Origin of the sequence: Brachybacterium sp. UMB0905 (assembly GCF_002871795.1) — a bacterium.
Taxonomy (GTDB): domain Bacteria; phylum Actinomycetota; class Actinomycetes; order Actinomycetales; family Dermabacteraceae; genus Brachybacterium.
This window is the reverse complement of record NZ_PNHL01000002.1, coordinates 265,076-291,279: the sequence shown is the minus strand read 5'-3', so window position 1 is coordinate 291,279 and position 26,204 is coordinate 265,076. Positions and strand designations below refer to the sequence as shown.

Here is a 26,204-nt window from a genome sequence, read left to right as displayed (position 1 = left end):
CCCTGCTGCGGGCGCCTAGCGTTGCTCCTCCCCCAGCCAGGCGTTTGCGGCCACGAGCAGGGCGGCGGCGCCACGGTCCAGGGTGGGCTGGAGGTCCGGCGCGAACTGCGGGGAATGGTTGCCGGGGGCGGGCTGCTCGGCGAACCCGCCGAGTCCCCAGTAGGTGTAGGGCACGCCGAGGGCATCGGGGACGACGGAGAAGTCCTCCGAGGCGGGTACCGGGTCCATGGTGACCGTGTCGCTGCCGAAGTGCTCTTCGAACGCGGCCCGCACGCGGGCGGTCGCCTCTTCATCGTTGGTGGTCAGCGGGTACTCGTCGAAGATGTCGATCTCGGGTTCGCGCGGGCAGCGGGCGGCCGCGCATTCGGCGCGCACGATCCGCTCGATGGCGCTGGTGAGCGCATCGGCGACTTCGGCGCTGTAGGCGCGGGTGTTCAGCTGCAGCTCGGCGGTCTCGGGGATGATGTTGGACTTGGTCCCGGCGTGGAAGGAGCCGACGGTCAGCACCGCCGTCTCGTGCGGGGCGATCTCGCGGGCCACGACGGACTGCAGCCGGGTGATGATCGCGGCGCCCAGCACGATCGGATCCACGCTGAGGTCCGGCATCGCGCCGTGGGATCCGCGCCCGTGCAGGGTGATCCGCATCGAGCAGGCCTGGGAGAGCGCGGGCCCGGGGCGGGTTCCCACATGGCCGACGGGGATGGTGCCGAGCACATGCTGTCCCAGATATACCTCCGGGGTGGGGATCGCCTCGGCGATGCCGTGCTCGACCATGTCACGGGCCCCGGCGGCGATCTCCTCGGCGGGTTGGAAGACGCCGACCACGGTGCCTTGCCAGGCATCGCGGCAGCTGGCCAGGGCCTCGAGCGCCCCCAGCAGCGCGACGATGTGGACGTCATGGCCGCAGGAGTGCGCCACCGGAGTCTCCTCACCGGTGCGCTCATCGATGACGGTCACGCCCGCGGCCGAATACTCCTTGTCGGACTGCTCGGCCATGGGCAACGCGACGGGCGCCGCCCCCCGGGAGGGAGCGACGCCCGTCGCCGCTGCGTCGTGGATCAGACGGCTTTGATCAGACGGTGTGCCCGATCAGACGGCCTTGCAGATCAGGCGTTGGCCGCGGTCTCGTAGACCTCCTGCGCCACATCACCCAGGTAGGGGCCGTACATGACGTTCGGCTGCATGGTGTAGCCGAAGGAGTTCACGGAGATCTGCAGCCCATCGGGGCCATCGCCGATGAACCAGGGGCCGCCGGAGGAGCCGCCGGTCATATCGCAGTCGATCGCCTGGTCATCGGTGTCGCCGATGGTGTCATCGAAGCCCGTGCCCTGGCACTGCTCGAGCGACTCTCCGTCGAAGGGGCTCCCGGCCGGGTAGCCGTAGGAGGTGATCAGCGAACCGCGCTGGGTGTTGAACTCGATGCCGGAGGCGCCGACAGCCTCGGTCAGGGTGCCCATGCCGTCCTCCGGGGCGACCACGGCGAAGGCGACGTCGTAGTTCATGTCCTCACCGGAGACCCACTGCTGGGGGGCGTACAGCTCGGTGGCGGTCCACAGGCCGTGCGGGGTCTCGCCATGGTCGTAGCCGGGGGCGAAGGCCCAGTTGCTGGCCCAGGTGCCGGCCTCATTGGTGCAGTGCCCGGCGGTGGAGACGGTGTTGCCGTTCGTGGAGGCCACGGAGTTGCCGGAGCACACGTAGTCCTGGCCGTTCACGGTGAAGAACACCTTGCCGATGTGGTCGGTGTCGCCGGTGGCGATGGGGTCATCCTCGCCGGGCCAGCCATCCTCATTCTTCAGGTCCTTCCCGTTGCCGCCCTGAGCCTTCGGCGAGGCCTGGGCGCCCGGGATCGTGGTGGTGGCGGAGGTCTCCACGGCACCATCAGCCGGAGCTGCATCGGCCACCAGCTCATCGGCGGGGATGGCAGCCTCCATCCGCTCGGGGGTCCAGTACGCCTCAGTGTCCTCCTGCGCGGACTGGCTGAAGCTCGTGGTCTCGAGGTCGTCACCGCCGCCGTCGGCAGTGGCGAGTCCCGCTCCACCGATGCTGAGCATCGCGGCGACGGCAAGGCCGCCCGAGGCACGACCGAGACGGGCCATGAGGCGGCTGCGGGTGGGAGAGGTGACGTGATCGTCGCTGAGCACGGCTGGGGATCCTTCCGTGATGGGGGAAATGGTGCGGCCGATTGGCCGTGCGGCAACGCTAAAAGGGGTGTCCCACATCACGCCATGAGCAGGAGGTGCCGAATTCAGGCCTACTCCCCCGCAGGTCGGAGCAATGCTGGCTTTTCGGACCGGCACGAACGTGCCAGGGCGAGGGCGGCTCAGACTCCGGACTTATGCAGCCCGTAGGTGTAGGCGTCGTAGATCGCCTCCCAGGACGCTTCGATGACATTGGGGCCGACGCCGACGGTCTGGAACTCAAGTCCGCGCCCGGCAGTGCGCACGAGCACCCGGGTGGTCGCGTCGGTGCCGTGCTGGGAGTCGAGGATGCGGACCTTGAAGTCCTGCAGCTCGAAGTCGTCGACCTCCGGGTGGGCCTGCCGCAGCGCGCCGCGCAGGGCGAGGTCCAGGGCGTGCACCGGGCCGTTGCCCTCGGCGATCGCGACCTGCCGGGCGCTCGGCAGCACGGTGCCGTCACGATCCTGAGGCACGAGCTTCACCGTCGCCTCGGTCTCCAGTTGACCGTCGCGGCCCAGCTGGCTGGTGGCCCGCCAGGATTCCACGCGAGAGTAGCTGGGCACCCGGCCCAGCTCGTCCAGCAGCAGCAGCTCGAAGGATGCGTCGGCCGCCTCATAGGAGTAGCCGACGGCCTCGCGCTGCTTGACGGTCGCGGCCAGACGGGTGAGCAGTTCCGGCTCGGCCTGCAGGTCGAAGCCCAGCTCTCGGCCCTTCAGCTCGATCGACGCGCGACCGGCCATGTCGGAGATGATCATGCGCATGTCATTGCCGACGACCCGCGGGTCGATGTGCTGGTACAGGTCCGGGTCCACGCGGATCGCGCTCGCGTGCAGCCCGGCCTTATGGGCGAAGGCGCTCGTGCCCGCGTACGGGGCGCGAGAATTCACCGGAAGGTTCACGATCTCGCCGATCGTCTGAGCGATGCGGGTCGAGTCGGCCAGGGTCTCCTCCGGCACGAGCGGCAGATCCATCTTGAGCTGCAGGTCCGCCATCAGGGTGATGAGGTTCGCGTTGCCGGTGCGCTCCCCGTAGCCGTTCACACAGCCCTGTACGTGGGTGATCCCGGCGTGCACGGCGGCGAGGGCGTTGGCGACCGCGCAGCCGGTGTCGTCGTGGGTGTGGGCGCCGAGCCGCGCCTGCCCCGCCCCAGCGGCAGTCAGGCGTGCGGTGAGGTCGGTGATGACCTCGGTGACCTGGTGCGGGAGCATCCCGCCATTGGTGTCGCACAGGACGAGGCCCGCGGCGCCCGCCTCGTGGGCGGCCAGCAGCACGCTGGTGGTGTAGTCGGCGTCGTGACGGTACCCGTCGAAGAAGTGCTCGGCGTCGACGAACACCTCGCGGCCTGCGGCCACCAGGTGGGCGACCGTGTCGCGGACCATGGCGAGGTTCTCCTCGCCGGTGGTGCGCAGGGCCTGGGTGACATGGCGCAGATCGGACTTCGCGACCAGCGTCACCGTCGGCGCCTGGGAGTCGAGCAGCGCGGCAACCTGCGGATCCTCGGTGACGGACACGCCGGCTTTGCGGGTTGCGCCGAAGGCGGCGAGCCGGGCGTGGGCGAGCTCGAGTTCCCCGGCGGCGGCGCGGGCGAAGAATTCGGTGTCCCGCGGGATCGCCCCGGGCCAGCCGCCTTCGATATAGGTCACGCCCAGCTCATCGAGCAGGCGTGCGACGGCGAGCTTGTCGGCGACCGAGAGCGTGAGGCCCTCCTGCTGGGAGCCATCGCGCAAGGTGGTGTCGTACAGGTGGAAGCCCTCGCGGGGAGCGACGGGCGTGGGCGTGACGGACGTGGGCATGCTGGTCATCGCGGCCTCACACCAGCTGGGTCAGCCAGCCATGCCGATCCGGGATGCGGCCGTACTGGATGTCGGTGAGCTCCTGCCGCAGGGCGAGAGTCATCTCCCCGGAGCCACCGTCGCCGATGGTCCAGGAGCCGTCGCGGGAGCGGAACTCGCCGATGGGGTTGATGACCGCGGCGGTGCCGCAGGCGAACATCTCGGTGATCGTCCCGGCGGCGATGCGGTCCAGCACATCGGACATGATCAGGCGCTCTTCGGCGACCTCGAGGCCGCGCTCAGCGGCCAGGCGCAGGATCGAGGCGCGGGTGACGCCCTCGAGGATCGAGCCGGTCAGCCGCGGCGTCAGCAGGCGGCCGTCATCGGTCAGGGCGAAGACGTTCATGCCGGAGAGCTCATCGATCGCGGTGTGGGTCTCGGAGTCCAGGAACAGGACCTCATCGGCCCCCTGCTCGCTAGCCTCCACCTTGCCCAGCAGGGAGGAGGCATAGTTGCCGCCGCACTTGGCGGCACCCGTACCGCCAGCGCCCGCGCGCGCGTACTCGTCGGTGATCCACACCACCAGCGGCTGCACACCGCGCGGGAAGTAGGGGCCGGCCGGGGATGCGATGACGTAATAGTCCACGCAGTGGGAGGCGCGCACCCCGAGGAACTCCTCGCTGGCGATCATGAAGGGCCGCAGGTACAGCGACTCCTCGCTCGTGGCCTCCGGCACCCAGGGCTCATCGGCCTGCACGACAGCGCGCAGGGAGGCGACGAACGCCTCGGTGGGCAGCTCGGGCAGGGCCAGGCGGCGGGCGGAGCGCCGCATCCGCTCGGCGTTGGCCCCCGGGCGGAAGGTCCACACGGACCCGTCGGCGTGGCGGAAGGCCTTGAGGCCCTCGAAGACCTCCTGCCCGTAGTGGAGGACGGCTGCGGCCGGGGACAGCTGGATCGGACCGAAGGGCACGAGGGCGGCATCGGCCCAGCCGCCCTCCTTCGTCCACCGGGCGTGGGCCATGAAGTCCGTGAAGTGGGTGCCGAAGCCGGGGGCGGCGAGGATGCGGGCACGCTCGTCGTCGGCGATGCGACGGGTGGTGGAGGTGGGGGTGAAGTCGAGCGTGCTCACAGTGGTCTCCTCGCTGCGTGGGGGTGGGGTCATTGTCTCGCAGATCCGGCGCGGATCCGTCGCTCAGCGCGCGGTGATGGCCTGGACCAGGGCATCGCCGATCGCGCGGGTTCCGCGGGAGGCGAGCTCGGGGTCGGTGCCGCGGGCGGCGAGGTCGTTCGCGACGGCGGCCCGAACGGCGGCAGCCGGTTCGACGTGCCCCAGGTGGTCGAGCATGAGCGCCACGGACAGCACGGTCGCGGTGGGGTCGGCGAGGTCCTGTCCGGCGATGTCCGGGGCCGAGCCGTGGACGGGCTCGAACATCGAGGGGAAGTCACCGGTGGGGTTGATGTTCCCGCTCGCAGCCAGGCCGATGCCACCGCCGATCGCCGCGGCGAGGTCGGTGAGGATATCGCCGAAGAGGTTGTCGGTGACGATGACGTCGAAACGGGAGGGGTCGGTGACCATGTAGATCGTCGCCGCATCCACGTGGGCGTAGTCCACGGTGACCTCCGGGTGCTCCTCGGCGACGCGGTCGACGATCCGCTGCCACAGGCGACCGGCGTGGACCAGCACATTGTGCTTGTGCACGAGGGTGAGGTGACCGCGACGGCGCTGGGCCTGCTCGAAGGCGTAGCGCACCACGCGCTCCACGCCCACGGCGGTGTTCAGAGAGACCTCGGTGGCGACCTCGAGGTCGGTGCCCTCGCGCAGGGTGCCGCCGTTGCCGACGTACGGCCCCTCGGTCCCTTCCCGCACCACGAGGAAATCCACCTCACCGGGCTCGGCGAGCGGGGAGGGCACCCCGGCGCTCAACACAGTGGGCCGCAGGTTCACGTAGTGCTCGAAGCCGAAGCGCAGCTTGAGCAGCAGGCCGCGCTCGAGCACCCCGGAGGGCACCCCGGGATCGCCCACGGCTCCCAGCAGGATCGCATCGTGCTCAGCCAGCTGGGCCATGTCCTGATCCGTGAGGGTCTCCCCGGTGCGGTGCCAGCGGCCGGCGCCGAGGTCCACCTCGGTGGTCTCGACCTGCACGCCGACGGGCTCGAGGGCCGCGCGCAGGGCACGCAGTCCCTGTGGGACGACCTCCTGGCCGATGCCGTCACCGGCGATGACGGCCAGGCGCAGGGTCGAGGTGGGGTTCTGTGAGGTGGGGGCAGTCATGGGTGTCCTTCGCAGCAGGGGTGGTCTCGCAGCAGGTGTGGTCAGTAGACGAGATCGACAGCGTGGATGGAGTGGGCGCCGATCTCCGCACCGATCTGCTCGGCGACCTCGCGCTCGACGCTCGAGTCGAGGTTCAGCACCACGAGCGCCTCGGAGCCGACGTGGTCGCCGGCGCGGGAGACCTGCATGCCAGCGATGTTGACATCGGCCTCGCCCAGCAGCGCGCCGTAGCGGCCGATCAGGCCGGGGCCGTCGTCGTAGCGGATCAGCAGCAGATGGTCGCTGAGCGGCACGTCCATGGCGTGCTCGCCGATCTGCACGATCTTCTGGGCCTGATCGACCCCGGAGAGGGTGCCGGCCACGTGGATGACCTCTCCGTTGCGCAGGGTGCCGCGCAACCCCACCACATTCCGGAAGCGTTCGGCGGTCTCGTCGGTCACGAGCTGCACGGTGATGCCGCGCTCTTCGGCGAGGACCGGGGCGTTGACGTAGCTGACCTGTTCGGTGACCACGGAGCGGAACATGCCGCGCAGGGCGGAGAGCTTCAGGGCGGTCACGTCCCGGCTTGCGATCTCGCCGCGCACCTCGATGTCCAGCAGCTCGGGGGCCTCACCGGCGAGGGCGGTGAACAGCTGGCCGAGCCGGTCGGCGAGCGCCACGCCGGGGCGCACCAGGTCATCGATCGCCCCACCGGCGACGTTCACGGCATCGGGCACGAGCTCTCCGGCGAGCGCCAGCCGCACCGAGCGGGCCACGGCCACACCGGCTTTCTCCTGTGCCTCGGCGGTGGAGGCACCCAGATGCGGGGTGAGGGTGAGGTTCGGCAGCTCCAGCAGCTGTGCGGCAGTGGGGCTCTGGCTGGGGGGCTCGCTCGAATACACATCCAGGGCCGCCCCGGCGATCCGGCCGGTCGACAGCGCGTCGTAGAGGGCCTGTTCATCGATGAGCCCGCCGCGGGCGGCATTGACCAGGTGCAGGCCGGGCTTGGCGAGCGCCAGCTGCTCAGCGCCGATCATCCCGGTGGTCTCAGGGGTCTTCGGCATATGGACGGTGATGACGTCGGCGCTGCGCATGAGCTCGTCGAGCTCCACCACGCGGGCGCCGAGCTCGGCGGCGCGAGTGTGGTTGACGTAGGGGTCGTGGGCGAGCAGCTGCACGCCGAAGGGAGCGAGACGCTCGGCGACCAGCTGGCCAATGCGGCCGAAGCCCACGATGCCGACGGTCTTGCCCAGCAGTTCCACGCCGGTGAGCTGCTTGCGCTCCCACTTGCCGGCCTTGACGGAGGCATCGGCGCGGCCCAGGTTCCGCAGGGAGGCGAGGATCAGGGCGATCGCGAGCTCAGCAGCGGAGGTGATGTTGGAGGTGGGGGCGTTGATGACCATGACCCCGGCAGCGGTCGCGGCGGGGACGTCCACATTGTCGAGGCCCACGCCGGCGCGGGCGACGACCTTGAGGGACGGGGCCGCGGCGAGCAGCTCAGCATCCACCTGGGTGGCGGAGCGAATGAGGAGAGCGTCGGCCTGGGCGGCGGCCGCCAGCAGGGCGGGCCGGTCGGTGCCGTCCACGTGGCGGATCTCGACTCCCTCGCCGAGGGCTTCGAGGGTGGCGGGCGAGAGCTCCTCGGCGAGCAGCACGACGGGAGTCATAGGGGCGCCTTTCAGATCAGGGGTGGCAGCAGGCGGTCCGCCTGCCGCCATGGCCGCGCTCAGACTATCGCCGCGTCCGCCATGCGGGCACTTGGATCACGATGTAAGACGCAAGCCGCCGAGAATCTGCGGAGCGAGGGTCGCCGCCTCGTCCTCGGTGAGATCGGTGATGCGCAGCCAGTAGGTGTCCTCGGGGCCATGGATCGTGAACCACAGGCCGGTAGAGCCATCGTGCATAGTTTGCGCGGCGACGACCGCCAGCTCCGCACCGTCGACCTCACCGCGCACAGCATGCGTACCGTCTGAGAGTGGATAGGGCGAGGTCGCTCCGATCCGGTGATGCATGACGAAGTTCGAGGCGCCCTTCCCGCCGAAGTGCAGGGTGACCTCGACATCCTCCGGATCCCCCAGGTCTGCAGGCAAACGCATGGTCAGCTGATCCTTGGTGTGCTCGACCCAGTCGGAGGGCACCTCGCTCGCCGCCAGCACCGGGAGCACCAGCGGATCCTCGAGGACCGGCCCCACGGTGTACCCGATGCCGATGCCGAGGTAAAGCATGCTGCCGGGATCATCGATCCCGGCCATGAACGTGCTCGTGCGGTAGAGGATCCGCTCCTCCCCATCCAGGGTGACCGGGGTGGCTCCGAGCACCGTGGAGATATAGCGGTTCCCCTCGAACTGGGGGGAGTTACGGTCGACCACCATGCCGTGGGAGAGCACATGCATGCGCACCGCCTCCGGGTCGTACGGTGCCGGCTCGATGCCGAACAGCTCGGGGAGCCCCTGCTCGGGATCCGGGGAGGCGGAGACCGGCGAATTCTCGAAGAGCTGGTGGAAGTTGGCCGGGTCCACCACGTCGGCGAGGCCCAGGGGCTCGAGCACCGCGGGGGCGACCTCCTCGTACCGCCCGTTGTCCGCCTCGAACAGCAGAGGGGTATCCAGCAGGACCACGGCATTGGTCCGCAGGGCGTTCGAGGAAAAGCCGTTCAGGGTCTTCTCATCATCGACCTCGAGCGCCGCGGGATCCACCGCCCGCGGCGTGTCGGTGCGCATCGGGCTGTCCTCGGGGAAGCCGAGGCTCGTCCAGCTGCCGAAGCGGTCCTTGCGCTCAAGGGTCCCCGTCGTCGTGCCGTATCGCTCATCCGCGGCAACGAGGTCCACCTCGACGCTCTCGAGGTCCGCGATCGTCGCCCAGTCCACGAACGGATCCGCCGGCGTCGTTTCCTCGCCGCCGTCGCTGGGCTCGGGCTGGTCCTTCCCCCCACCGGACGGCACGGGGTCCTTCTCCCCGCCGAGGCCCGGTAGCAGCGAGCAGGCGCTTGCGGCGCTCACCACGCCGAGCGTCCCCAGACCCGCCAGGGCGGTGCGGCGCGTGGTCATCGTGCGTGCGGTGTCTCGTGCGCTGCGCATCATGCGGCGTCTCCCCCATCCCCGTGTGCTGTCGGCTCCACGCTGGAACCACCCGAGCACGATAGAGGACGGCGGGCCCTGGTGGGGACCCGCCGTCCATCCGGTCTGGGGCGCGCACCCTGCGGCGTGCGCGAGAGCGCTGCGCTCAGCGTGCGGCGCTGCCCTCGGTGTAATCGGAGTCCAGCTGCTCGGCGCTCCAGGAGAACATGGCGCGCAGGCCCTTGCCGACCTTCTCGATCTCGTGCCCGGCCTCCTGCTCGCGCAGCTGCGTGAACTCGGTGCGCCCGGCGTCCTGGTCCTCGATGAAGCGCTTTGCGAAGGTGCCGTCCTGGATGTCGGCGAGGATGCCCTGCATGGACTGCTTCACGTGGTCGTCGATCACGCGGGGACCAGAGACGTAGTCGCCGAACTCCGCGGTGTCGGAGATGGACCAGCGCTGCTTGGAGATGCCGCCCTCGACCATGAGGTCCACGATGAGCTTCATCTCGTGGAGGACCTCGAAGTAGGCGATCTCCGGCTGGTAGCCGGCGGCGGTGAGGGTCTCGAAGCCGGCCTGCACCAGGTGGCTCATGCCGCCGCACAGCACCGCCTGCTCGCCGAAGAGGTCGGTCTCGGTCTCCTCGGTGAAGGTCGTCTTGATGACCGCGGCGCGGGTGCCGCCGATGCCCTTGGCGTAGGACAGGGCCAGGTCCCAGGCACTGCCGGAGGCGTCCTGCTCCACGGCGACGATGTCCGGGATGCCGCGGCCGGCCACGAACTCGCGGCGCACGGTGTGGCCGGGAGCCTTGGGGGCGATGAGCAGCACGTCCACGCCGTCGGGGGCTTCGATGTAGCCGAAGCGGATGTTGAAGCCGTGGGCGAAGGCGAGCGCCTTGCCCTCACTCAGGTGCGGCTTGATCGACTCGGCGAAGACCTTCCGCTGGTCCTGGTCGGGGGTGAGGATCATGATGAGATCCGCCCACTGGGAGACCTCGGCGACGGTGCCGACGGTCAGGCCCTCATCCTGGGCCTTCTGCGTGGACTTCGAGCCCTCACGCAGGCCCACCCGGACCTCGACGCCGCTGTCGCGCAGGTTCAGCGCGTGGGCGTGGCCCTGCGAGCCGAAGCCGATGATCGCAACCTTTTTGGACTGGATGATCGAGAGGTCGGCGTCGTCGTCGTAAAAGATCTCTGCCACGGAGTGCTCCTTCGATGGTGTGGGGGCGACGGATCGATCCTACCGCCCATCGTCTTACGGTCTGAGAGGGGATCTCGCGATGTGATCGCGCGGGTCAGTGCAGCAGGGCACGGTCGGTCATGGCCCGGGCACCGCGGCCGATGGCCACCTCACCGGACTTCACGATTTCCCGGATGCCGAACTCCTCGAGCATGCCCAGCAGGGCGGTGAGCTTGTCCTGGGTGCCGGTGGCCTCGATGGTCACCGCGTCCGCGGCGGCATCGACCACCTTGGCGCGGAACATCTGCACGATCTCCAGCACCGAGGTACGGGTCGAGTTGTCGGCCGTGACCTTGATGAGGATCAGCTCGCGCTGCACCGTGGTGCGCGGATCGAACTGCACGATCTTCAGCACGTTCACAAGCTTGTTCAGCTGCTTGGTGATCTGCTCGAGCCGGTGCTGATCCACATCGACCACCACGGTGATGCGGGAGATCTCCGGATGCTCGGTGGGACCGACGGCCAGCGAGGAGATGTTGTAGCCGCGCCGGGAGAACAGGCCGGTGACGCGCGTGAGGGCGCCAGGCTTGTTCTCCACCAGCACCGACAGCGTCTGACTGCCGGGCCGCATGACGGTGTCCGTCGTGGAGGAGGCACGCGTGCTCGTCGAAGTGCTCGGGGCGTTGCCATGGATGCTCATCTCAGATCTCCCTCTCCCACTCGGGGCTCATGCCCTGCGCGATCTGGATCTCGTCATTGGAGACCCCGGCCGGCACCATGGGCCACACCATGGCGTCGGCGCTGACCTGGAAGTCCACGACCACGGGCCGGTCGTTGATCTCCATCGCCCGCTCGATGGTGGCGTCGATGTCCTCTTCCTGCTCGCAGCGCAACCCCGCGCAGCCGTAGGCCTCGGCGAGCTTCACGAAATCGGGCACGCGCCGCGAGTTGTGGCCGGTGTTCAGCTCGGTGTGCGAGTAGCGCTGGTCGTAGAACAGGTTCTGCCACTGGCGCACCATGCCCAGCGAAGAGTTGTTGATCAGCGCCACCTTGATCGGGATGTCATTGATGACGCAGGTCGCGAGCTCCTGGTTGGTCATCTGGAAGCAGCCGTCGCCGTCGATCGCCCACACGGTCCTCTCGGGCTGCCCCACCTTGGCGCCCATCGCCGCGGGGACCGAGTAGCCCATGGTGCCCAGACCCCCGGAGTTGATCCAGGTGCGCGGGTGCTCATAGCGCACGAACTGGCTGGACCACATCTGGTGCTGCCCCACCCCGGCCACGTACACCGACTCCGGCCCGGAGATCTCCGAGAGCCGGGAGATGACCTTCTGCGGGGCGGTGAAGCCATCAGCAGTCTCGGTCCAGCCCAGCGGGTAGGTGTCGCGCAGCATCGACAGCGTCCCCCACCAGGCCTCATAGTCCCGCGGGTCAGAGTCCTCCAGGCGGGCGCGCAGTTCCGCGGCCAGAGCGCGGGCGACATCGGCCGCCTGACCGACGATCGGGACGTCCGCGGCGACGTTCTTGGAGATCTCGGCGGCGTCGATATCGGCGTGGACGACGGTCGCATGCGGGGCGAAGGAGTCCAAGCGCCCGGTCACGCGGTCATCGAAACGGGCGCCGATGGCGATGATGAGATCCGCGCGCTGCAGGGCGGAGACCGCCGAGACGGTGCCGTGCATCCCCGGCATCCCCAGGTGCTGCGGGTGAGAGTCCGGCAGGGCGCCACGGGCCATGAGCGTGGTGACGAACGGGGCGCCGGAGAGGTCCACGAGCTCGCGCACCACCTCGGTGGCATTGCCGCGGATCACGCCGCCGCCCAGAAGGAACACGGGCCGCTTGGCCTGCAGCAGCAGGGAGGCCGCTTCGCGGATCTGCTTGCCATGGGGGCGGGGATCTGGCCGGTAGCCGGGCAGATCCATGCCCTCCGGCCAGGAGAAGTTCGTCATGGCCTGCTGGGCGTCCTTGGTGACGTCCACGAGCACCGCGCCGGGCCGACCGGTCGAGGCGATATGGAAGGCCTGCTTGATCACTCGCGGGATCTCGTCGGCGTCCTTGACCAGGAAGTTGTGCTTGGTCACGGGCATGGTCATGCCCACGATGTCCGCTTCCTGGAAGGCGTCGGTGCCGATGAAGGAGGAGCCCACCTGTCCGGTGATCGCCACCAGCGGGATGGAGTCCATCTGCGCATCCGCGATGGGGGTGATGAGGTTCGTGGCGCCCGGGCCGGAGGTGGCCAGGCACACGCCCACCTTGCCGGTGGCGTGCGCGTAGCCGCTTGCGGCGTGGCCGGCGCCCTGCTCATGGCGCACCAGCACGTGGCGCAGCTTCTTCGCGTCCAGCAGCGGGTCATAGGTGGGCAGGATCGCACCGCCGGGGAGGCCGAAGACGACCTCGGCCCCGGCGTGCTCGAGGGATTCGACCAACGCCTTGGCGCCGGTCATCTGCTCTGAGGTCATCGATGCTCCTGGGTCGTCTCGGTCGATGGGCGGTGGGCCCGGGATTGTCGCGCCTTGCGCCGCACCCCGTCCGGGACATGGAAAAGCCCCTCCACCAGGGACTCGGGGAGGGGCGCGGCGACGTCTCGTCTCGACGAACGGGCGTCAGCCGCGCTCGGGGAGTACAAGAATCATCGTGTGCATGCGGTCACTCTAGGTCAGCCGATCCCCCACGATCCAGCCGTCCGCATGGCGAGATGCCGTTTCGTCACGAAGCTCGCCACGATGACGGCAGGCCTCGCCACGATGATGGTCGGCCTGGTCCGGACAGAGGTCCTGGCACCTCGCAGGCTCTCTGCGTACCGTATACACGACGTCACACGGCTCGTCGAGAGGTAGACCGCCCATGAGCACCCCTGGCCACTCCCCCCTCGCCCCCACCTCCGAGCATCGCCCGCTGGACGGGGCGCGCCTGCTCGTCATCGGCGGCGGCATGACCGGGCACCGCTTCGCCGCACGGCTGCAGTCGATGGATCCGGAGGGCACCTGGACGCTCACTGTGATCGGCGAGGAGCCGCAGCGCCCCTACGACCGCGTACACCTGTCGAACTGGTTCGGCTCACGCAACGCTGATCTGCTGGCCCTGGACCCCACCGTCTGGGACGATGCGCGGATCACCCTGGTCACCGGGGACGCGGCCGAGAGCATCGACCGTGACGGCCAGAAGGTCACCACCGCCTCGGGCACGGTGCACGAGTACGACCACCTGGTGCTCGCCACCGGTTCCTGGGCGTGGTCGCCGCGGGCGGAGGGCAAGGAGCTCGAGGGCATCTTCGACTACCGCACCGTGCAGGATGTCGAGGACCTCGCCGCCTGGGTCACCTCCCGCGGCGAGATCGTCGGTCGCCCGCTGAAGGGCGTGGTCGTCGGCGGCGGGGTGCTCGGGCTCGAGGCCGCCGCAGCGCTCAAGGGCATGGACGTGGACACCACCGTCGTGGAGTTCGCCGACCGCGTCATGGCCGTGCAGCTGGACCAGGGCGGCGGCGAGATGCTGCGTCTGCTCATCGAGGACCTCGGCATCCACGTGCGCACCGGCGTGGGCGCGACCGCCTTCACCCCCGCGGCCGATGGGGCGCTGGGCGCCGCGCACCTGTCCGATGACTCGCAGCTGGACGCCGACGTGGTCGTGTTCTCCACCGGCATCCGCCCGCGCGACAAGGTCGCCCGTGAGGCGGGCCTGGCCATCGGCGAGCGCGGCGGTGTCGTCGTCGGCGAGACCTGCCAGACCTCCGATCCCGCCATCTGGGCGATCGGCGAATGCGCCTCCTTCGACGGCGTGTGCGCAGGCCTCATCGCCCCCGGCAATGACATGGCCGACGTCGTCGTCGAGACGCTGCTGGGCCGCAAGCGCACCCACCAGCGCAAGGACGACGGCACCAAGCTCAAGGGCGTGGGCGTGGACGCCGCCGCCTTCGGTGACGTCAACGCCCTCTCCCCCGGCGCGCTCGAGGTCTCCTTCGTGGACCCCGTGCACCGCATGTACCGCAAGCTCGTCATGAGCGATGACGCCCAGGTGCTGCTGGGCGGTGTATTCGTCGGCGACATCGAGCTGTTCTCCCAGCTGCGCCCACTCGTGGGGCGCAAGCTCGGCGCTGACCCATCGGCCGTGATCGCCCCCGACGGCGGCGGTGACGCGATGGCTGGGGCGGAGCTGCCGGACGACGCGACCGTGTGCTCGTGCAACAACGTGGACGCCGGCACTGTGCGACGGGCCGTCACCGAGCAGGGCTGCCACACCCTGGGCGCGATCAAGGAATGCACCACGGCCGGCACCGTGTGCGGCTCCTGCGTGCCCACCCTGACGAAGCTGCTGAACCAGGAGCTGGCGAAGTCCGGCATCGAGGTCTCCCACGCCCTGTGCGAGCACTTCGACCACTCCCGCGCCGAGCTGTTCAAGCTCGTCGAGGCCGGCGGCGAGGACACCTTCAGCGATGTCATCGCCGCCCACGGCAACGGCGGGCGCGGCTGCGCGGTGTGCCGCCCCGTGGTCGCCTCGATCCTGTCCACCCTGGGCGCGATCACGGGCCGGCGCCACAACCCCGTCGGCCGCCAGCTGGGCGCCATCCAGGACACCAACGACTTCGTGATGGCGAACATCCAGAAGGACGGCACCTACTCGGTGATCCCCGCGATGCCCGCCGGTGAGGTCACCCCCGAGGGCCTCATGGTCATCGCCCAGGTGGCCAAGGACTACGGGCTGTACGTCAAGCTCAACGGCGCCCAGCGCATCGGCATGTTCGGCGCGCGCCTCGAGCAGCTGCCGGAGATCTGGGAGCGTCTGGTCGCCGCTGGATTCCAGTCCGGCCACGCATACGGCAAGTCGCTGCGCATGGTCAAGGCGTGCCTGGGCACCAATTGGTGCCGCTTCGGCGTGCAGGACTCCACCACCCTCGCCGTCGCGCTCGAGAAGCGCTACCGGGGTCTGCGCTCCCCGCACAAGCTGAAGATCTCCGTCTCCGGCTGCGCCCGCGAGTGCGCGGAGGCGCAGGCCAAGGACGTCGGTGTCATCGCCACCACGAAGGGCTGGAACCTGTACGTGGGCGGCAACGGCGGCATGAACCCCGCGCACGGCAAACTGCTGGTGGAGGATCTGGACGACGAGCGCCTGGTGCGCTGCATCGACCGCTTCCTCATGCTGTACGTGCGGGAGGCCGACAAGCTGCAGCGCACCGCCCGCTGGGTCGAGGAGTACGAGGGCGGCATCGAGGAGCTGCGCCGCGTGATCGTGGACGATTCGCTCGGGATCGGAGAGCAGCTCGAGGAGGCCATGCAGCGTCACGTGGACTCCTATGTCGATGAGTGGGCGGAGGCCGTGAACGACCCGGAGCGCCGCGCGAAGTTCGTCTCCTTCGTCAACGCCCCCGAGAAGTCGGATCCGAATCTGCGGTACGTCATCGAGCGTGGCCAGGCCCGCCCGGCGATGGAGGGCGAGACGGACACCTACCCCACCCCGCTCGCGGCCCGCGAGCACGCCATGGCCCATCCCGGCACGGCCGAGGCCGAGCTGGACATCTGAGCGGCGCGCGAGCGACGGACTGAAGGAGACCTGCGATGAGCACCGACACCACCGCCACGAGTGGCGAGATGATCGAGATCTGCGCCGTGCAGGCGCTGAGCGTGGAGCGCGGCGCCGCTGCCCTGCTGCCCGATGGGACGCAGATCGGCGTGTTCCTGCTGGACGACGGCTCCGTGCACGCCGTCCAGCAGTACGACCCGTACTCGGAGACGAACATCCTCTCCCGCGGCCTGGTGGGCACCCGCCGGATCACTGTCGAGGACGAGGCGCACGAAATCCCCACTCTCGCCTCCCCCATGTACAAGCAGACCTGGAACCTCGAGACCGGCGAGGTGCTCGATGCCGCGGGCGCTCAGAAGCACCCGATCCGCGTGTTCGACACCGAGGTCCGTGACGGCGTGATTCACGTGGCCACGGCTCCGCGCCCCCTGCCGGGCTCCGCCGCCTGATGCCGCGCCTGAACGCCGAGGCCCTCACCGATATCCGCCTAGAGCCCGGGTCCGTCGCCCTCATCGGCGGGGGGCCCGGGGCTTGGGATCTGCTCACCGTGCGCGGCCTTGCGCTGCTGCAGCAGGCCGATGTGGTGGTCGTCGACCGCCTGGGACCCGCGGGGATCACGGAGCTGCTCGAGCAGCACGTCGAGGTGATCGGCGTGGGCAAGGCCCCGGGGGCGCACTCCCTCTCCCAGGAGGGCATCGGAGAGCTGCTCGTGCAGAAGGCCCGTGCCGGGCACCGCGTGGTGCGCCTCAAGGGCGGGGACCCGTTCGTGCTGGGCCGCGGCGGCGAGGAGGTCATGGCCTGCCAGGCCGCGGACGTGCCCGTCCAGGTGGTGCCCGGGGTGACGTCCGCCATCGCAGGACCGGCCGCCGCGGGGATCCCGGTGACTCATCGCGGCACGGCGGTGGCGGTGCATGTGGTCAATGCCCACGGCGATCTGGGGCCCGCGGATCTCGCGGCCCTGCGCGATCCGGGAACCACGACCGTGCTCCTGATGGGCGTGGCATGGCTGCCGCGCCTGGTGGCACAGACACAGCTGAACGGCATCGACCCGGCGACCCCGGTGGCGGTGGTGCAGAACGCCACGTTGCCTGAGCAGCGTGAGGTGCGCGGCACGCTCGGCACTATCGTGCAGCGCGTCCAGGCCTCCGGCATCGGACATCCGGCGGTGATCGTGGTCGGCCGCACGGCCGTCAACGGGTTCCTCTCCCCTGCCGCGGCGGAGGAGGGCACCGCGGAGGGTGGGGAGCTGCAGGGTTCTGGACGGCAGGCCCTCGCCGCCGGAGATGACCGGGCCCTCAGCGAGGATGGCGCGACGGGGGCGGATGGCGCCACCGGGGCCGACGGGGTTCGCACCGCTGCAGGACTGCCGCCGGTGCTGATCGGCTGCGCACACGGCACCCGCTCCCGCGAGGGCCGCGACGTGGTCCGCGCGATGCTGCAGCGCGTCGCCGCGGCCCGTCCCGATGTGCCGGTGCGCGAGGCCTATGTGGATGTGCAGGAACCTGCGGTGGAGGACGCCGTGGCCCGCTGGGCCGGTCCGGATGCTGATCCACGCACTCGCGACGATGCGATGCCGCGCGCCGTGGTGGTGCCGCTGCTGTTATCCACGGGTTATCACGTGGGCTGCGACATTGCGGCGGCCGTCGCAGGTCAGGCGGCGTGCTCCACCGGGCCGCTGGGACCGGATCCGCGCTTGGCCCAGGTCATGGCCGAGCGGCTCACCGAGGCAGGGGCCCGCGAGGAGGACGCCGTGGTGATGGCGGCGGCCGGGACGCGGGATGCTGCGGGCCAGGACATGGCCCGGCAGATGGCGCAGCTGCTCGCTGCCGAGCTGGGCCGCGATGTGATCACCGCTTTCATCGCCGCAGCAGACCCGTCGGTCGTCGAGGCGGTGGCGTCTGCGCGGGCCGCGTCACCATCGGGTCGGGTGGCACTCGCGAGCTACCTGCTCTCCCTCGGACATTTCCAGTCCCGGCTCGAAAGCGCGGGGGCGGATGTGGTGGCGGCACCGCTGGGCGATCACCCGCTGATCACGCAGCTCGTGCTGGACCGCTACGACGCCGCTGTCGGCGCCTGAGCTCCCACCGCGCAGAAGCCCCGCGCCGCCCGGCCCGCGCCGCCTGCTCAGTGAGACCGGCGCCAGTCCGGATCCTCGTTGAGCCGACGGTGCAGGTCCGCCAGACGCTCCCGCTCCGCCTCTTCCTCGGCGCGTGCGGCTGCGACCTGCTCCTCGGTGGGGTCATGCGAGCCCATGCCCACCCGCAGATCCGGGTCCTCGATCACGGGGATCGCGCCGGTGTCAGTGCGGTAGCCGAAGCGCAGGATCTCCAGGCGCAGCACGCGCGCCAGGAAGTAGATGCCCAGCAGGTTCGGGATCGCCATGAGGAAGAAGGACGCATCGGCGAAGGCGATCACCGCATCCAGCGTCGCAGACGCACCCAGGATGGGGCCGATCACCCACACGATGCGGAACAGGTTCCGCACCCAGCCCTTGTCCCCCAGCAGGTACACGAGCGCCTGCTCGCCGTAGTAGGCGTAGGCGAGAACGGTGGAGAAGCCGAACATAGCCACGGCCACCGCCAGCAGGTACGGGAACCAGCTGGCGACGGTGCCGAAGGCGGCAGCGGTGATCGCCACGCCCTCGGCATTGTCGGTGGCACCGGCGGTGTGCGAACCGGTGACCACGATCGCGGTGGCGGTAAGCATGCAGACGACCACCGAGTCGATCAGCGGCTCCCACATGGCGGTGTACCCCTCGGTCGCGGGGTGCTTGGTCTTGGAGGCCGCATGGGCGAAGCCGGCGGTGCCCACACCAGCGGCGTTCGAGAACAGGGACCGCTGGATGCCGATGACGGCCACGCCGATGATGCCTCCGGCGACTCCCTGGCCGGTCACCATGCCGCTGACCATGGAGCCGAGCGCCGCGGGGACATCGGCGATGTTCACCAGGCACACGGCCAGGACCGACAGGAAGTACAGCAGCGCCATGGCGGGGGTGATGCGCGAGGTCCACGTGGCGATTGAGCGCACGCCGCCGAGGATCACGATGCCCACCAGTACGGCGATCACCAGGCCGATCACCCAGTTGTTGTCCTGCAGGAACGTGCTGCCCGAGGAGTCGGCGACGATCGCGGCGACCTGGTTGGACTGGAACAGGTCAGCGCCGTACACGCCCAGCAGCGTGAAGATCGCGTACAGCACGGCGAGCGCCGCGCCCAGACGGGGCCAGCCGACGTCCCGCAGGCCGTCGCGCAGGTAGTGCATGGGGCCGCCGATGACACGTCCGTCCTCGGTGACCTTGCGGTACTTCGAGCCCAGCGTCGCCTCGGCCATCTTCACGCTCATGCCGAGCACGCCGAAGATCGCGATCCACAGCGCTGCGCCGGGGCCGCCGACAGAGACCGCCACGGCCACGCCCGCGATGTTCCCCAGACCCACGGTGCCGGACAGCTCGGTGGCCAGGGCCTGAAAGCTTGAGACCTCACCGGGGTCGGTCTTGCGGGTGAAGCGGCCGCGGATCACGCCGATCGAGGTCTTGAATCCCGTGATGGGCTGGAAGCGCAGCCAGACGGTGAGGAACAGCGCCGCGGCCATCAGCCACAGGACGATCACGGGGACACCGCCGAAGATCGGCAGCTCGTAGAAGACGATGGCGGACAGGACATCGGCGACAGGACCGACGACGGATTCGATCATCTGGTCGATGGGCGGCACGCGGGGTTCCTTCCGGGGTCGGGATGGACGCGCCAGGCATCGTGCGTTCCGCCGAGCGCGGTCCCGATCACCATATCCACACCCTCTTCGCCTTGCATCGACGTCTTATCGACCGCCCAATTCACGACGCCCCGACTTGTGACAACTTCGTGACCTTCCGGCAACCAAGCCCTGAAAACCTCCTATGACCTGGGTTAACTTCCGCTGAGCGGGAGGTGCAGCTGACGAATCCGACATCTGTCAAGTGCTTTTCGTCAGACGAAGGTCCCGGAGGGGTCTACCCTCCCGATAAAGCGATCCACATCACAGCAGCACGGAGCAGTGCATGGTCAGGTACCTCGCCAAGAGGATCGCGGTCTACATCGCCATGGTGTTCGCCGCGACCACGGCCGCCTATTTTCTGGCGGTCACCTTCCTTCGCCCAGGGCGGCAGTTCGAACAGCAGACCCCTCCTCTGACCGAGGAGCAGATCACCGAGCGTCTGCGCTACCTGGGGCTGGACCCCGAGAAATCCGCCCTCGAGCGGTACATCGATTGGCTCGGCAATGTGCTGCTGCACTGGGACTGGGGCCGTTCGCCCAACTCCAGCTACGTCAACGCCGAGTTCGGCGCCCGCGTGCTGGTCTCCTCCTCGCTGACCCTTGCCACGATCGTCCTCACCCTGATCATCGGCGTCGCGCTCGGTGTCTGGACGGCCACCCGGCAGTACTCCATCGGCGATCGCGTGATCACCGGCTACTCGTACTTCACCTTCGTGGTCCCCGCACCGGTCGCGTACCTCGTGGTGCAGCTGGGGGCGATCATGATCAACAAGGCCGCCGGGCAGCGGATCTTCTTCGTCACCGGCATCTCGAGCGACGGCGTGCAGGGTTTTTGGCCGGTGCTGCTGGATCTCGCGGCGCACTATGCCGTGCCCACGTTCGCCATGACGGTGCTGGGCTGGGCCGGTTACCAGGTCTCCCAGCGCCAGTACCTGCTGGACAACATCAATGCGGACTTCGTGCGCACTGCCCGAGCCACCGGCCTCACGCGCGCCCAGGCCATCAGTCGCCACGCGCTGAAGGTCTCCTTCATCCCTGTCGCCCAGTCGATCGCCTTCACGATCCCCGCGATCTTCACCGGCTCCTTCTTCGCCGAGACGATCTTCAACTGGCCGGGCCTGGGCGTGTGGTCCATCCAGGCCATCGCCAACCAGGACGTCAACGTCGCTGTGGCGATGACCGCCTACGGCGCTGTCATCTTCGCCATCGGCGCGATCCTCGCGGACTTCGCGATCGTGCTGGTCGATCCCCGAGTGAGGCTTGCATGAGCACCCAGACCACCACCCCTGCCTCCCCCGCGGCATCCGAGTGCACGCCCGACGGAGCCTCCGTCTACCTCAACAAGCGCCGTATCATCGTCAAGCGGTTCTTCCGCAACAAGCCGGCCACCATCGGCCTGATCATCCTCAGCCTCGTGGTGCTGTTCGCGATCTTCGGGAACCTCCCCAACAAGTGGTCCTACGACGATCTGGACCCCTTCGCGGCCGGCGGTGAGGCTCCCAGCGCCGTCCACTGGTTCGGCACCAACGTCGCCGGGGCCGATGTGTACGCGCTGCTGGTGCGCGGCCTGCAGAAGTCCCTCATGATCGGATTCCTGGTCGGGGTGATCACCCCGATCCTGGCCGCGCTGATCGGCACCACGATGGCCTACTTCGGCGGCTGGGTGGACAAGATCATCCTGTTCGTCCTCGAGACGCTGATCATGATGCCGGTGCTGATCCTGGTGGCGATCCTCATGAACGGGCGCGGCGGCGGCTGGTTCACCCTGGCGGTGCTGCTGATCGTCTTCGGCTGGATGGGCACCGCCCGCCTGATCCGCGGCCTGTCGATGTCGCTGGTCCAGCTGGACTACGTGCGCGCCGCCCGCTACATGGGCATCCACCCCGCCCGGATCATCCGCCGCCACCTCGTGCCGAACATCGCCTCCCTGGTGGTGCTCAACGTGACCATGGGCATCTGGGGCGCGATCCTCTCCGAGGTCGCCTACTCCTTCATCGGGATCGGCGTGAAGATCCCCGACACCTCGCTGGGGCTGATGATCGCGCAGGCCTCCACCATGCTCGAGACCCAGTGGTGGCTGTTCTGGGCCCCCGTGGTCACCCTCTTCTTCATCACGATCCCGCTCGCGCTGATCAACGACGGCCTGCGCGATGCCCTGGATCCCGCCTCCCTCTCCGCAGGTACCGCCTCATGACCGAACACTCCCCCTTCCCGACCATCGGCAACCCCCTCGGCGCCAGCAAGGATGTGCTCGAGCCCGACTCCGATCAGGAGCTGATCCAGGCGGATCACGTCACGCGGGACGGCACTGCCGGGGTGTTCACCGCGCCTCGCCGCCACCGCTACGACCACGATGCGGACCCGGTGCTGTCCGTGCGGGACCTCCACGTCAGCTTCAACAGCGAGAACGGCACCGTCCACGCAGTGCGGGGCGTGAACTTCGATCTGCGCCCCGGCGAGGTGCTCGGAATCGTGGGGGAATCCGGGTCCGGCAAGTCCGTGACCTCGATGGCGATCATGGGGCTGCTGGCGCCTACCGCGACGGTGCGCGGCGAGGTGCGGTTCCAGGATCAGAACCTCGTGACCCTGTCGGACAAGCAGATGTGCGCCTACCGCGGCAGCGAGCTGTCGATGGTGTTCCAGGACCCGCTGAGCTCCCTGACGCCGGTGTACACCATCGGCCGACAGCTGGACGATGCGATCCGCATCCACAACCCCTCCTGGTCCAAGGCCCGCCGACGCGAACGCGCGGTGGAACTGCTGACCAAGGTGGGCATCCCCTCGCCCGAGGATCGGCTGAAGGCCTACCCGCACCAGTTCTCTGGTGGGATGCGTCAGCGTGTGCTCATCGCGATCGCGATGGCCAATGAGCCCAGCGTCCTGATCTGCGATGAGCCCACCACTGCCTTGGATGTCACGATCCAGGCGCAGATCCTGGAGGTGCTGCGGCAGGCCAATGAGCTCACCGGCTGCGCCGTCATCATGATCACCCACGACCTCGGCGTGATCGCCGGGTTCGCGGACAATGTGCTGGTCATGTACGGCGGTCGGCCCGTGGAGTACGCCGAGACCCATGAGCTGTTCGCCACCCCTCGCATGCCCTACACGATCGGCCTGATCCGCTCGGTGCCGCGCGTGGACCGGTACGCCAATGGACCGCTGGCCACGATCGACGGCCAGCCGCCGAACCTGCTGACCGAACCGACGGGCTGCACCTTCGCACCCCGTTGCCCGCTGGCCACCGAGGCCTGCACCGACGGCGAGCCGGACCTGCGCGAGGTGAGCGACCGGCACCTGGCCGCGTGCGTACGCAGCGACGAGCTGGTCTCCGGAGCGGTCGACACCACCGAGCTGTTCGCGGCGGACACCACCGAGCATGAGCAGATCGACCGTGCCGAGCGTGAGCAGCGGACCACCGTGCTCAGCGTCGAGGACGTGAAGAAGCACTTCCCGCTCACCGAGGGAGCGCTGGTCAAGCGGCGGATCGGTACGGTGCGCGCGGTGGACGGTGTCAGCTTCGACATCCGCGAGGGCGAATGCCTGGCGCTCGTTGGCGAATCCGGCTCCGGCAAGACCACCACGCTGCTGGAGATCATGGAGATGAACCGCCAACAGCCCGGTCGCATCACCATCAACGGGGCCTCTAACAAGCGGTCCGATGACGGCAGCGGGGAGAAGTTCACCCGCGAGGTCCGCAAGACCGTGCAGATGGTGTTCCAGGATCCGCTCAGCTCCCTGGATCCTCGCTTCACCGTGTTCGAGGTGATCTCGGAGCCGCTGGAGATCATGGGCTGGGACCACAAGCGGGTGCGGGAGCGGGTATTCGAGCTGCTGCGCCTGGTGGGGCTGCAACCCGATCACGCCAACCGCTTCCCCGTGCAGTTCTCCGGCGGTCAGCGTCAGCGCATCGCGATCGCCCGGGCACTGGCGATCAACCCCAAGCTGATCGTGCTGGACGAGCCGGTCTCCGCCCTGGACGTCTCGATCCAGGCGGGCGTGCTGAACATGCTCGATGACCTGCGCAACCGTCTCGGGCTCAGCTACATGCTGGTGGCGCACGACCTGTCCGTCGTCCGGCACATCGCCGACCGCGTAGCCGTGATGTACCTGGGCAAGATCGTCGAATACGGGCAGGTGGACAAGATCTTCGATGCCCCCTCGCACCCGTACACCAAGGCACTGATCTCCGCGATCCCGGTGCCTGATCCCGTGGTTGAGGAGCGGCGCCAGAGGATCATCCTCTCCGGCGATCTGCCCTCGCCCCTGCAGACTCCCTCCGGCTGTTCCTTCTCCTCCCGCTGCCCGCTGTATGCGCAGCTGCCGGAGGAGGCGCGTGCCCGGTGTCGGGAGGCGGAACCACCTCTGGTGGAGGTCGCCGATGACCATTCCTCCGCATGTCTGTTCCCCTCTGAATCCCTAGTTGCACACTCCCCCCTCGAGGAAAGGACCCTCTGATGATCCACCCCGTGACCTTCCGCTTCTCTCGCCGCGCCGGCCTGGTGGGCGCGTCGGCCCTGGCCGCGACCGCGCTGGCGGCGTGCTCCCAGGAGCGCGACACCACCTCCGGTGGCGGCGGCTCCGATGGCGGCGGCACCGCGGCCACCGCGGACAGCAACCTCGAGGAGCTCATGGCCCATAACCCCAAGGACGTCTCCGAGCTGGAGCAGGGCGGCACGCTGACCCTGACCATCGGCGCCCTGGGCCCGAACTACTTCGGCTGGAACAACTCCGGCAACAACGTGGACAACTCCAACATCTACGCCGCCATGGATGTCTCCGGCGTGTGGAAGTACGAGGCCGACGGCACCCCCGTGCTGCGTGAGGAGTTCTGCACCGATGCGCAGTACGACGACTCCGGGGAGAAGCACGTCATCACGTACACCCTGAATCCCGAGGCGAAGTTCAACGACGGCACCCCCTACGACTGGAAGGTGTTCGAGAACCAGTGGAAGATGATGAACGGCGAGGACAAGACCATCGACGCCGTCTCCACCGAGGGCTATGACCGCATCGAGAAGGTCGAGGCCGGGGAGGATGACTTCCAGGCTGTGGTCACCATGCGCGAGCCCTACCAGCCGTGGCAGGACCTGTTCTCCGGCACCTTCCACCCCGCGATCAACACGCCCGAGCTGTTCAACGACGGGTTCGTGGATGATCTGCACCCGGAGTGGATGATCGGCCCGTTCACGCTGGAGAAGCTGGACACCGTGCAGAAGCGCGTGACCCTCGTGCCCAATGAGAACTGGTGGGGCGAGAAGCCGAAGCTGGACAAGATCGTGTGGGTTCAGATGGAGTCCAGCGCCACGATCCCGGCGTTCAAGAACGGTGAGATCGACGGCACCGCGGTGGGGAACGCGAACCGCTTCGAGCAGGTCAAGGACATGGAGGGGATCGACATCCGGCGCTCCCAGACCATGTCGATCTCCGGCATCAACTTCAACACCACCAAGGGGCACCTCAGCGACATCGAGGTTCGCAAGGCGATCTACCAGGGCGTGAACCGCGAGGAGCTCGCGTCCATCCGTTTCAACGGCATCGACTGGTCCGAGGAGACCCCGGGCTCGTGGATGCTCATGCCGTTCAGCCCCCACTACCAGGACAACTACCCGTTCGAGCATGACGTCGAGGCGGCGAAGAAGACCCTGGAGGATGCCGGCTGGGTGGCAGAGGGCGATGGCCCGCGCAGCAAGGACGGTGAGACGCTGGACATGACGATCACGACCTTCGGTGATGATCCGATCACGAACGCGATCGTCCAGACCCTGCAGAAACAGCTGCAGAACATCGGGTTCAACGCCGAGATCGATGCGCGCGGCTCGGGCGACTTCGGCCAGGTGATGGCCGATCAGGCGTTCCAGCTGGTGATGATGGGCTACACCGTGGGATCGGATCCGACGGGCGTGGTCAAGCAGTTCTTCGACTCGGAGTCCACCTCGAACATGACCGGTACCGGCTCCGATGAGATCGATGAGCTGGTCCCGCAGGCCTCGGTCTCCCCGGAGATCGAGGAGCGCGCGAAGATCGCCAATGAGTGCGAGAAGAAGTTCCAGGAGCTGTGCGCGATGATGCCGCTGTGGAACGGCCCGTCGATCATGGCGTACAAGGAGGGCCTGGCGAACTTCGGGCCCAAGCTGTTCCTCTCCACCGACTGGTCCACCGTGGGCTGGGAGAAGGGCAAGAAGAACGGCTGATCAGCACCGCTGACGCACTGCGGCGCCCGTCGGATCCTCCGGCGGGCGCCTCGGTGTCTGCAGGGTCAGGGGTCAGCCCAGGGGCCGGACCATGGGGCGCCGCGGCGTGTGCGGGGCAGCCCAGGGGCCGGGCCACGGGGCGCCGCTCCCCCGACGGCCGCGCCGCTCCCCCGACGGCCCTATCGGTCCGCTGGCCCCTTCGCTCCGTCGGCCCGCGCCACGCTCCGTCAGCCCCACCCCCTCGGATCCGCGACTCTGTACCAGCGACTCCGCTGTTCTGTTCCCTCAGGTGAAACAAAAGAGCCGATTCG

18 protein-coding genes are annotated in these 26,204 nt (G+C 68.8%); 7 read left to right on the top strand and 11 right to left on the bottom strand.

Features of this window, described 5'->3' with window-relative positions:
* Positions 1–15 precede the first annotated feature (15 nt).
* From CJ197_RS02805 to CJ197_RS02760, 10 genes are all read right to left on the bottom strand, one after another.
* Positions 16–996 carry an amidohydrolase gene (locus CJ197_RS02805; RefSeq protein ID WP_102235220.1) on the bottom strand — a complete coding sequence of 327 codons (981 nt, stop codon included), beginning with the start codon at positions 994–996 and terminating at the stop codon, positions 16–18.
* Between the two features lie 110 nt (positions 997–1,106).
* The gene (locus CJ197_RS02800) at positions 1,107–2,141 is read right to left on the bottom strand and encodes a serine protease (RefSeq protein WP_233190611.1); all 1,035 of its coding nucleotides are present in this window, start codon (positions 2,139–2,141) and stop codon (positions 1,107–1,109) included.
* Between the two features lie 179 nt (positions 2,142–2,320).
* Complete coding sequence (gene cimA / locus CJ197_RS02795) at positions 2,321–3,970, bottom strand: citramalate synthase (protein WP_102235281.1); 1,650 nt, start codon at positions 3,968–3,970, stop codon at positions 2,321–2,323.
* 16 nt (positions 3,971–3,986) lie between these two features.
* Complete coding sequence (locus CJ197_RS02790; RefSeq protein ID WP_102235219.1) at positions 3,987–5,078, bottom strand: branched-chain amino acid aminotransferase; 1,092 nt, start codon at positions 5,076–5,078, stop codon at positions 3,987–3,989.
* Between the two features lie 63 nt (positions 5,079–5,141).
* The gene (locus tag CJ197_RS02785) at positions 5,142–6,221 is read right to left on the bottom strand and encodes a 3-isopropylmalate dehydrogenase (protein WP_102235218.1); all 1,080 of its coding nucleotides are present in this window, start codon (positions 6,219–6,221) and stop codon (positions 5,142–5,144) included.
* Between the two features lie 41 nt (positions 6,222–6,262).
* Positions 6,263–7,867 carry a phosphoglycerate dehydrogenase gene (gene serA, locus CJ197_RS02780; RefSeq protein WP_102235217.1) on the bottom strand — a complete coding sequence of 535 codons (1,605 nt, stop codon included), beginning with the start codon at positions 7,865–7,867 and terminating at the stop codon, positions 6,263–6,265.
* A gap of 96 nt (positions 7,868–7,963) precedes the next feature.
* Positions 7,964–9,280 carry a hypothetical protein gene (locus CJ197_RS02775; RefSeq protein ID WP_102235216.1) on the bottom strand — a complete coding sequence of 439 codons (1,317 nt, stop codon included), beginning with the start codon at positions 9,278–9,280 and terminating at the stop codon, positions 7,964–7,966.
* Between the two features lie 142 nt (positions 9,281–9,422).
* A complete protein-coding gene (ilvC, locus tag CJ197_RS02770; RefSeq protein WP_102235215.1) occupies positions 9,423–10,454 on the bottom strand; it encodes a ketol-acid reductoisomerase in 1,032 nt (343 codons plus the stop codon).
* A gap of 94 nt (positions 10,455–10,548) precedes the next feature.
* Positions 10,549–11,064 carry an acetolactate synthase small subunit gene (ilvN, locus tag CJ197_RS02765; RefSeq protein ID WP_102235280.1) on the bottom strand — a complete coding sequence of 172 codons (516 nt, stop codon included), beginning with the start codon at positions 11,062–11,064 and terminating at the stop codon, positions 10,549–10,551.
* 70 nt (positions 11,065–11,134) lie between these two features.
* Positions 11,135–12,892 carry an acetolactate synthase large subunit gene (locus tag CJ197_RS02760; RefSeq protein ID WP_102235214.1) on the bottom strand — a complete coding sequence of 586 codons (1,758 nt, stop codon included), beginning with the start codon at positions 12,890–12,892 and terminating at the stop codon, positions 11,135–11,137.
* 385 nt (positions 12,893–13,277) lie between these two features.
* Here CJ197_RS02760 and nirB point away from each other — a divergent pair, with 385 nt between their 5' ends.
* From nirB to cobA, 3 genes are read left to right on the top strand one after another with little or no spacing between them, the layout of a single operon-like run.
* Positions 13,278–15,947 carry a nitrite reductase large subunit NirB gene (gene nirB / locus CJ197_RS02755; RefSeq protein ID WP_102235213.1) on the top strand — a complete coding sequence of 890 codons (2,670 nt, stop codon included), beginning with the start codon at positions 13,278–13,280 and terminating at the stop codon, positions 15,945–15,947.
* Positions 15,948–15,982: 35 nt separating this feature from the next.
* Positions 15,983–16,396 (top strand): nitrite reductase (NAD(P)H) small subunit, encoded by a 414-nt coding sequence (locus CJ197_RS02750; protein WP_102235212.1) that lies wholly within the window; start codon positions 15,983–15,985, stop codon positions 16,394–16,396.
* Positions 16,396–18,024, top strand: coding sequence for a uroporphyrinogen-III C-methyltransferase (cobA, locus tag CJ197_RS02745; RefSeq protein WP_102235211.1), 1,629 nt, complete (start codon positions 16,396–16,398; stop codon positions 18,022–18,024). Before CJ197_RS02750 ends, cobA begins: the two co-directional genes overlap by 1 nt.
* 47 nt (positions 18,025–18,071) lie before the next feature.
* On the opposite strand, the gene CJ197_RS02740 is transcribed toward cobA, so the two are convergent.
* Positions 18,072–19,661 carry an alanine/glycine:cation symporter family protein gene (locus CJ197_RS02740; protein WP_369801463.1) on the bottom strand — a complete coding sequence of 530 codons (1,590 nt, stop codon included), beginning with the start codon at positions 19,659–19,661 and terminating at the stop codon, positions 18,072–18,074.
* A gap of 325 nt (positions 19,662–19,986) precedes the next feature.
* On the opposite strand from CJ197_RS02740, the gene CJ197_RS02735 reads away from it, so the two are divergent.
* The 4 genes from CJ197_RS02735 to CJ197_RS02720 are packed head-to-tail and all read left to right on the top strand — an operon-like array spanning position 19,987 to position 25,893.
* The gene (locus CJ197_RS02735) at positions 19,987–20,970 is read left to right on the top strand and encodes an ABC transporter permease (RefSeq protein ID WP_102235210.1); all 984 of its coding nucleotides are present in this window, start codon (positions 19,987–19,989) and stop codon (positions 20,968–20,970) included.
* Positions 20,967–21,896 carry an ABC transporter permease gene (locus CJ197_RS02730; protein ID WP_102235209.1) on the top strand — a complete coding sequence of 310 codons (930 nt, stop codon included), beginning with the start codon at positions 20,967–20,969 and terminating at the stop codon, positions 21,894–21,896. Before CJ197_RS02735 ends, CJ197_RS02730 begins: the two co-directional genes overlap by 4 nt.
* A complete protein-coding gene (locus CJ197_RS02725) occupies positions 21,893–24,157 on the top strand; it encodes an ABC transporter ATP-binding protein (RefSeq protein WP_102235208.1) in 2,265 nt (754 codons plus the stop codon). Before CJ197_RS02730 ends, CJ197_RS02725 begins: the two co-directional genes overlap by 4 nt.
* Positions 24,157–25,893: an ABC transporter family substrate-binding protein gene (locus tag CJ197_RS02720; RefSeq protein WP_102235207.1), complete on the top strand. Its 1,737-nt coding sequence runs from the start codon at positions 24,157–24,159 to the stop codon at positions 25,891–25,893. Before CJ197_RS02725 ends, CJ197_RS02720 begins: the two co-directional genes overlap by 1 nt.
* Positions 25,894–26,204: the final 311 nt, after the last annotated feature.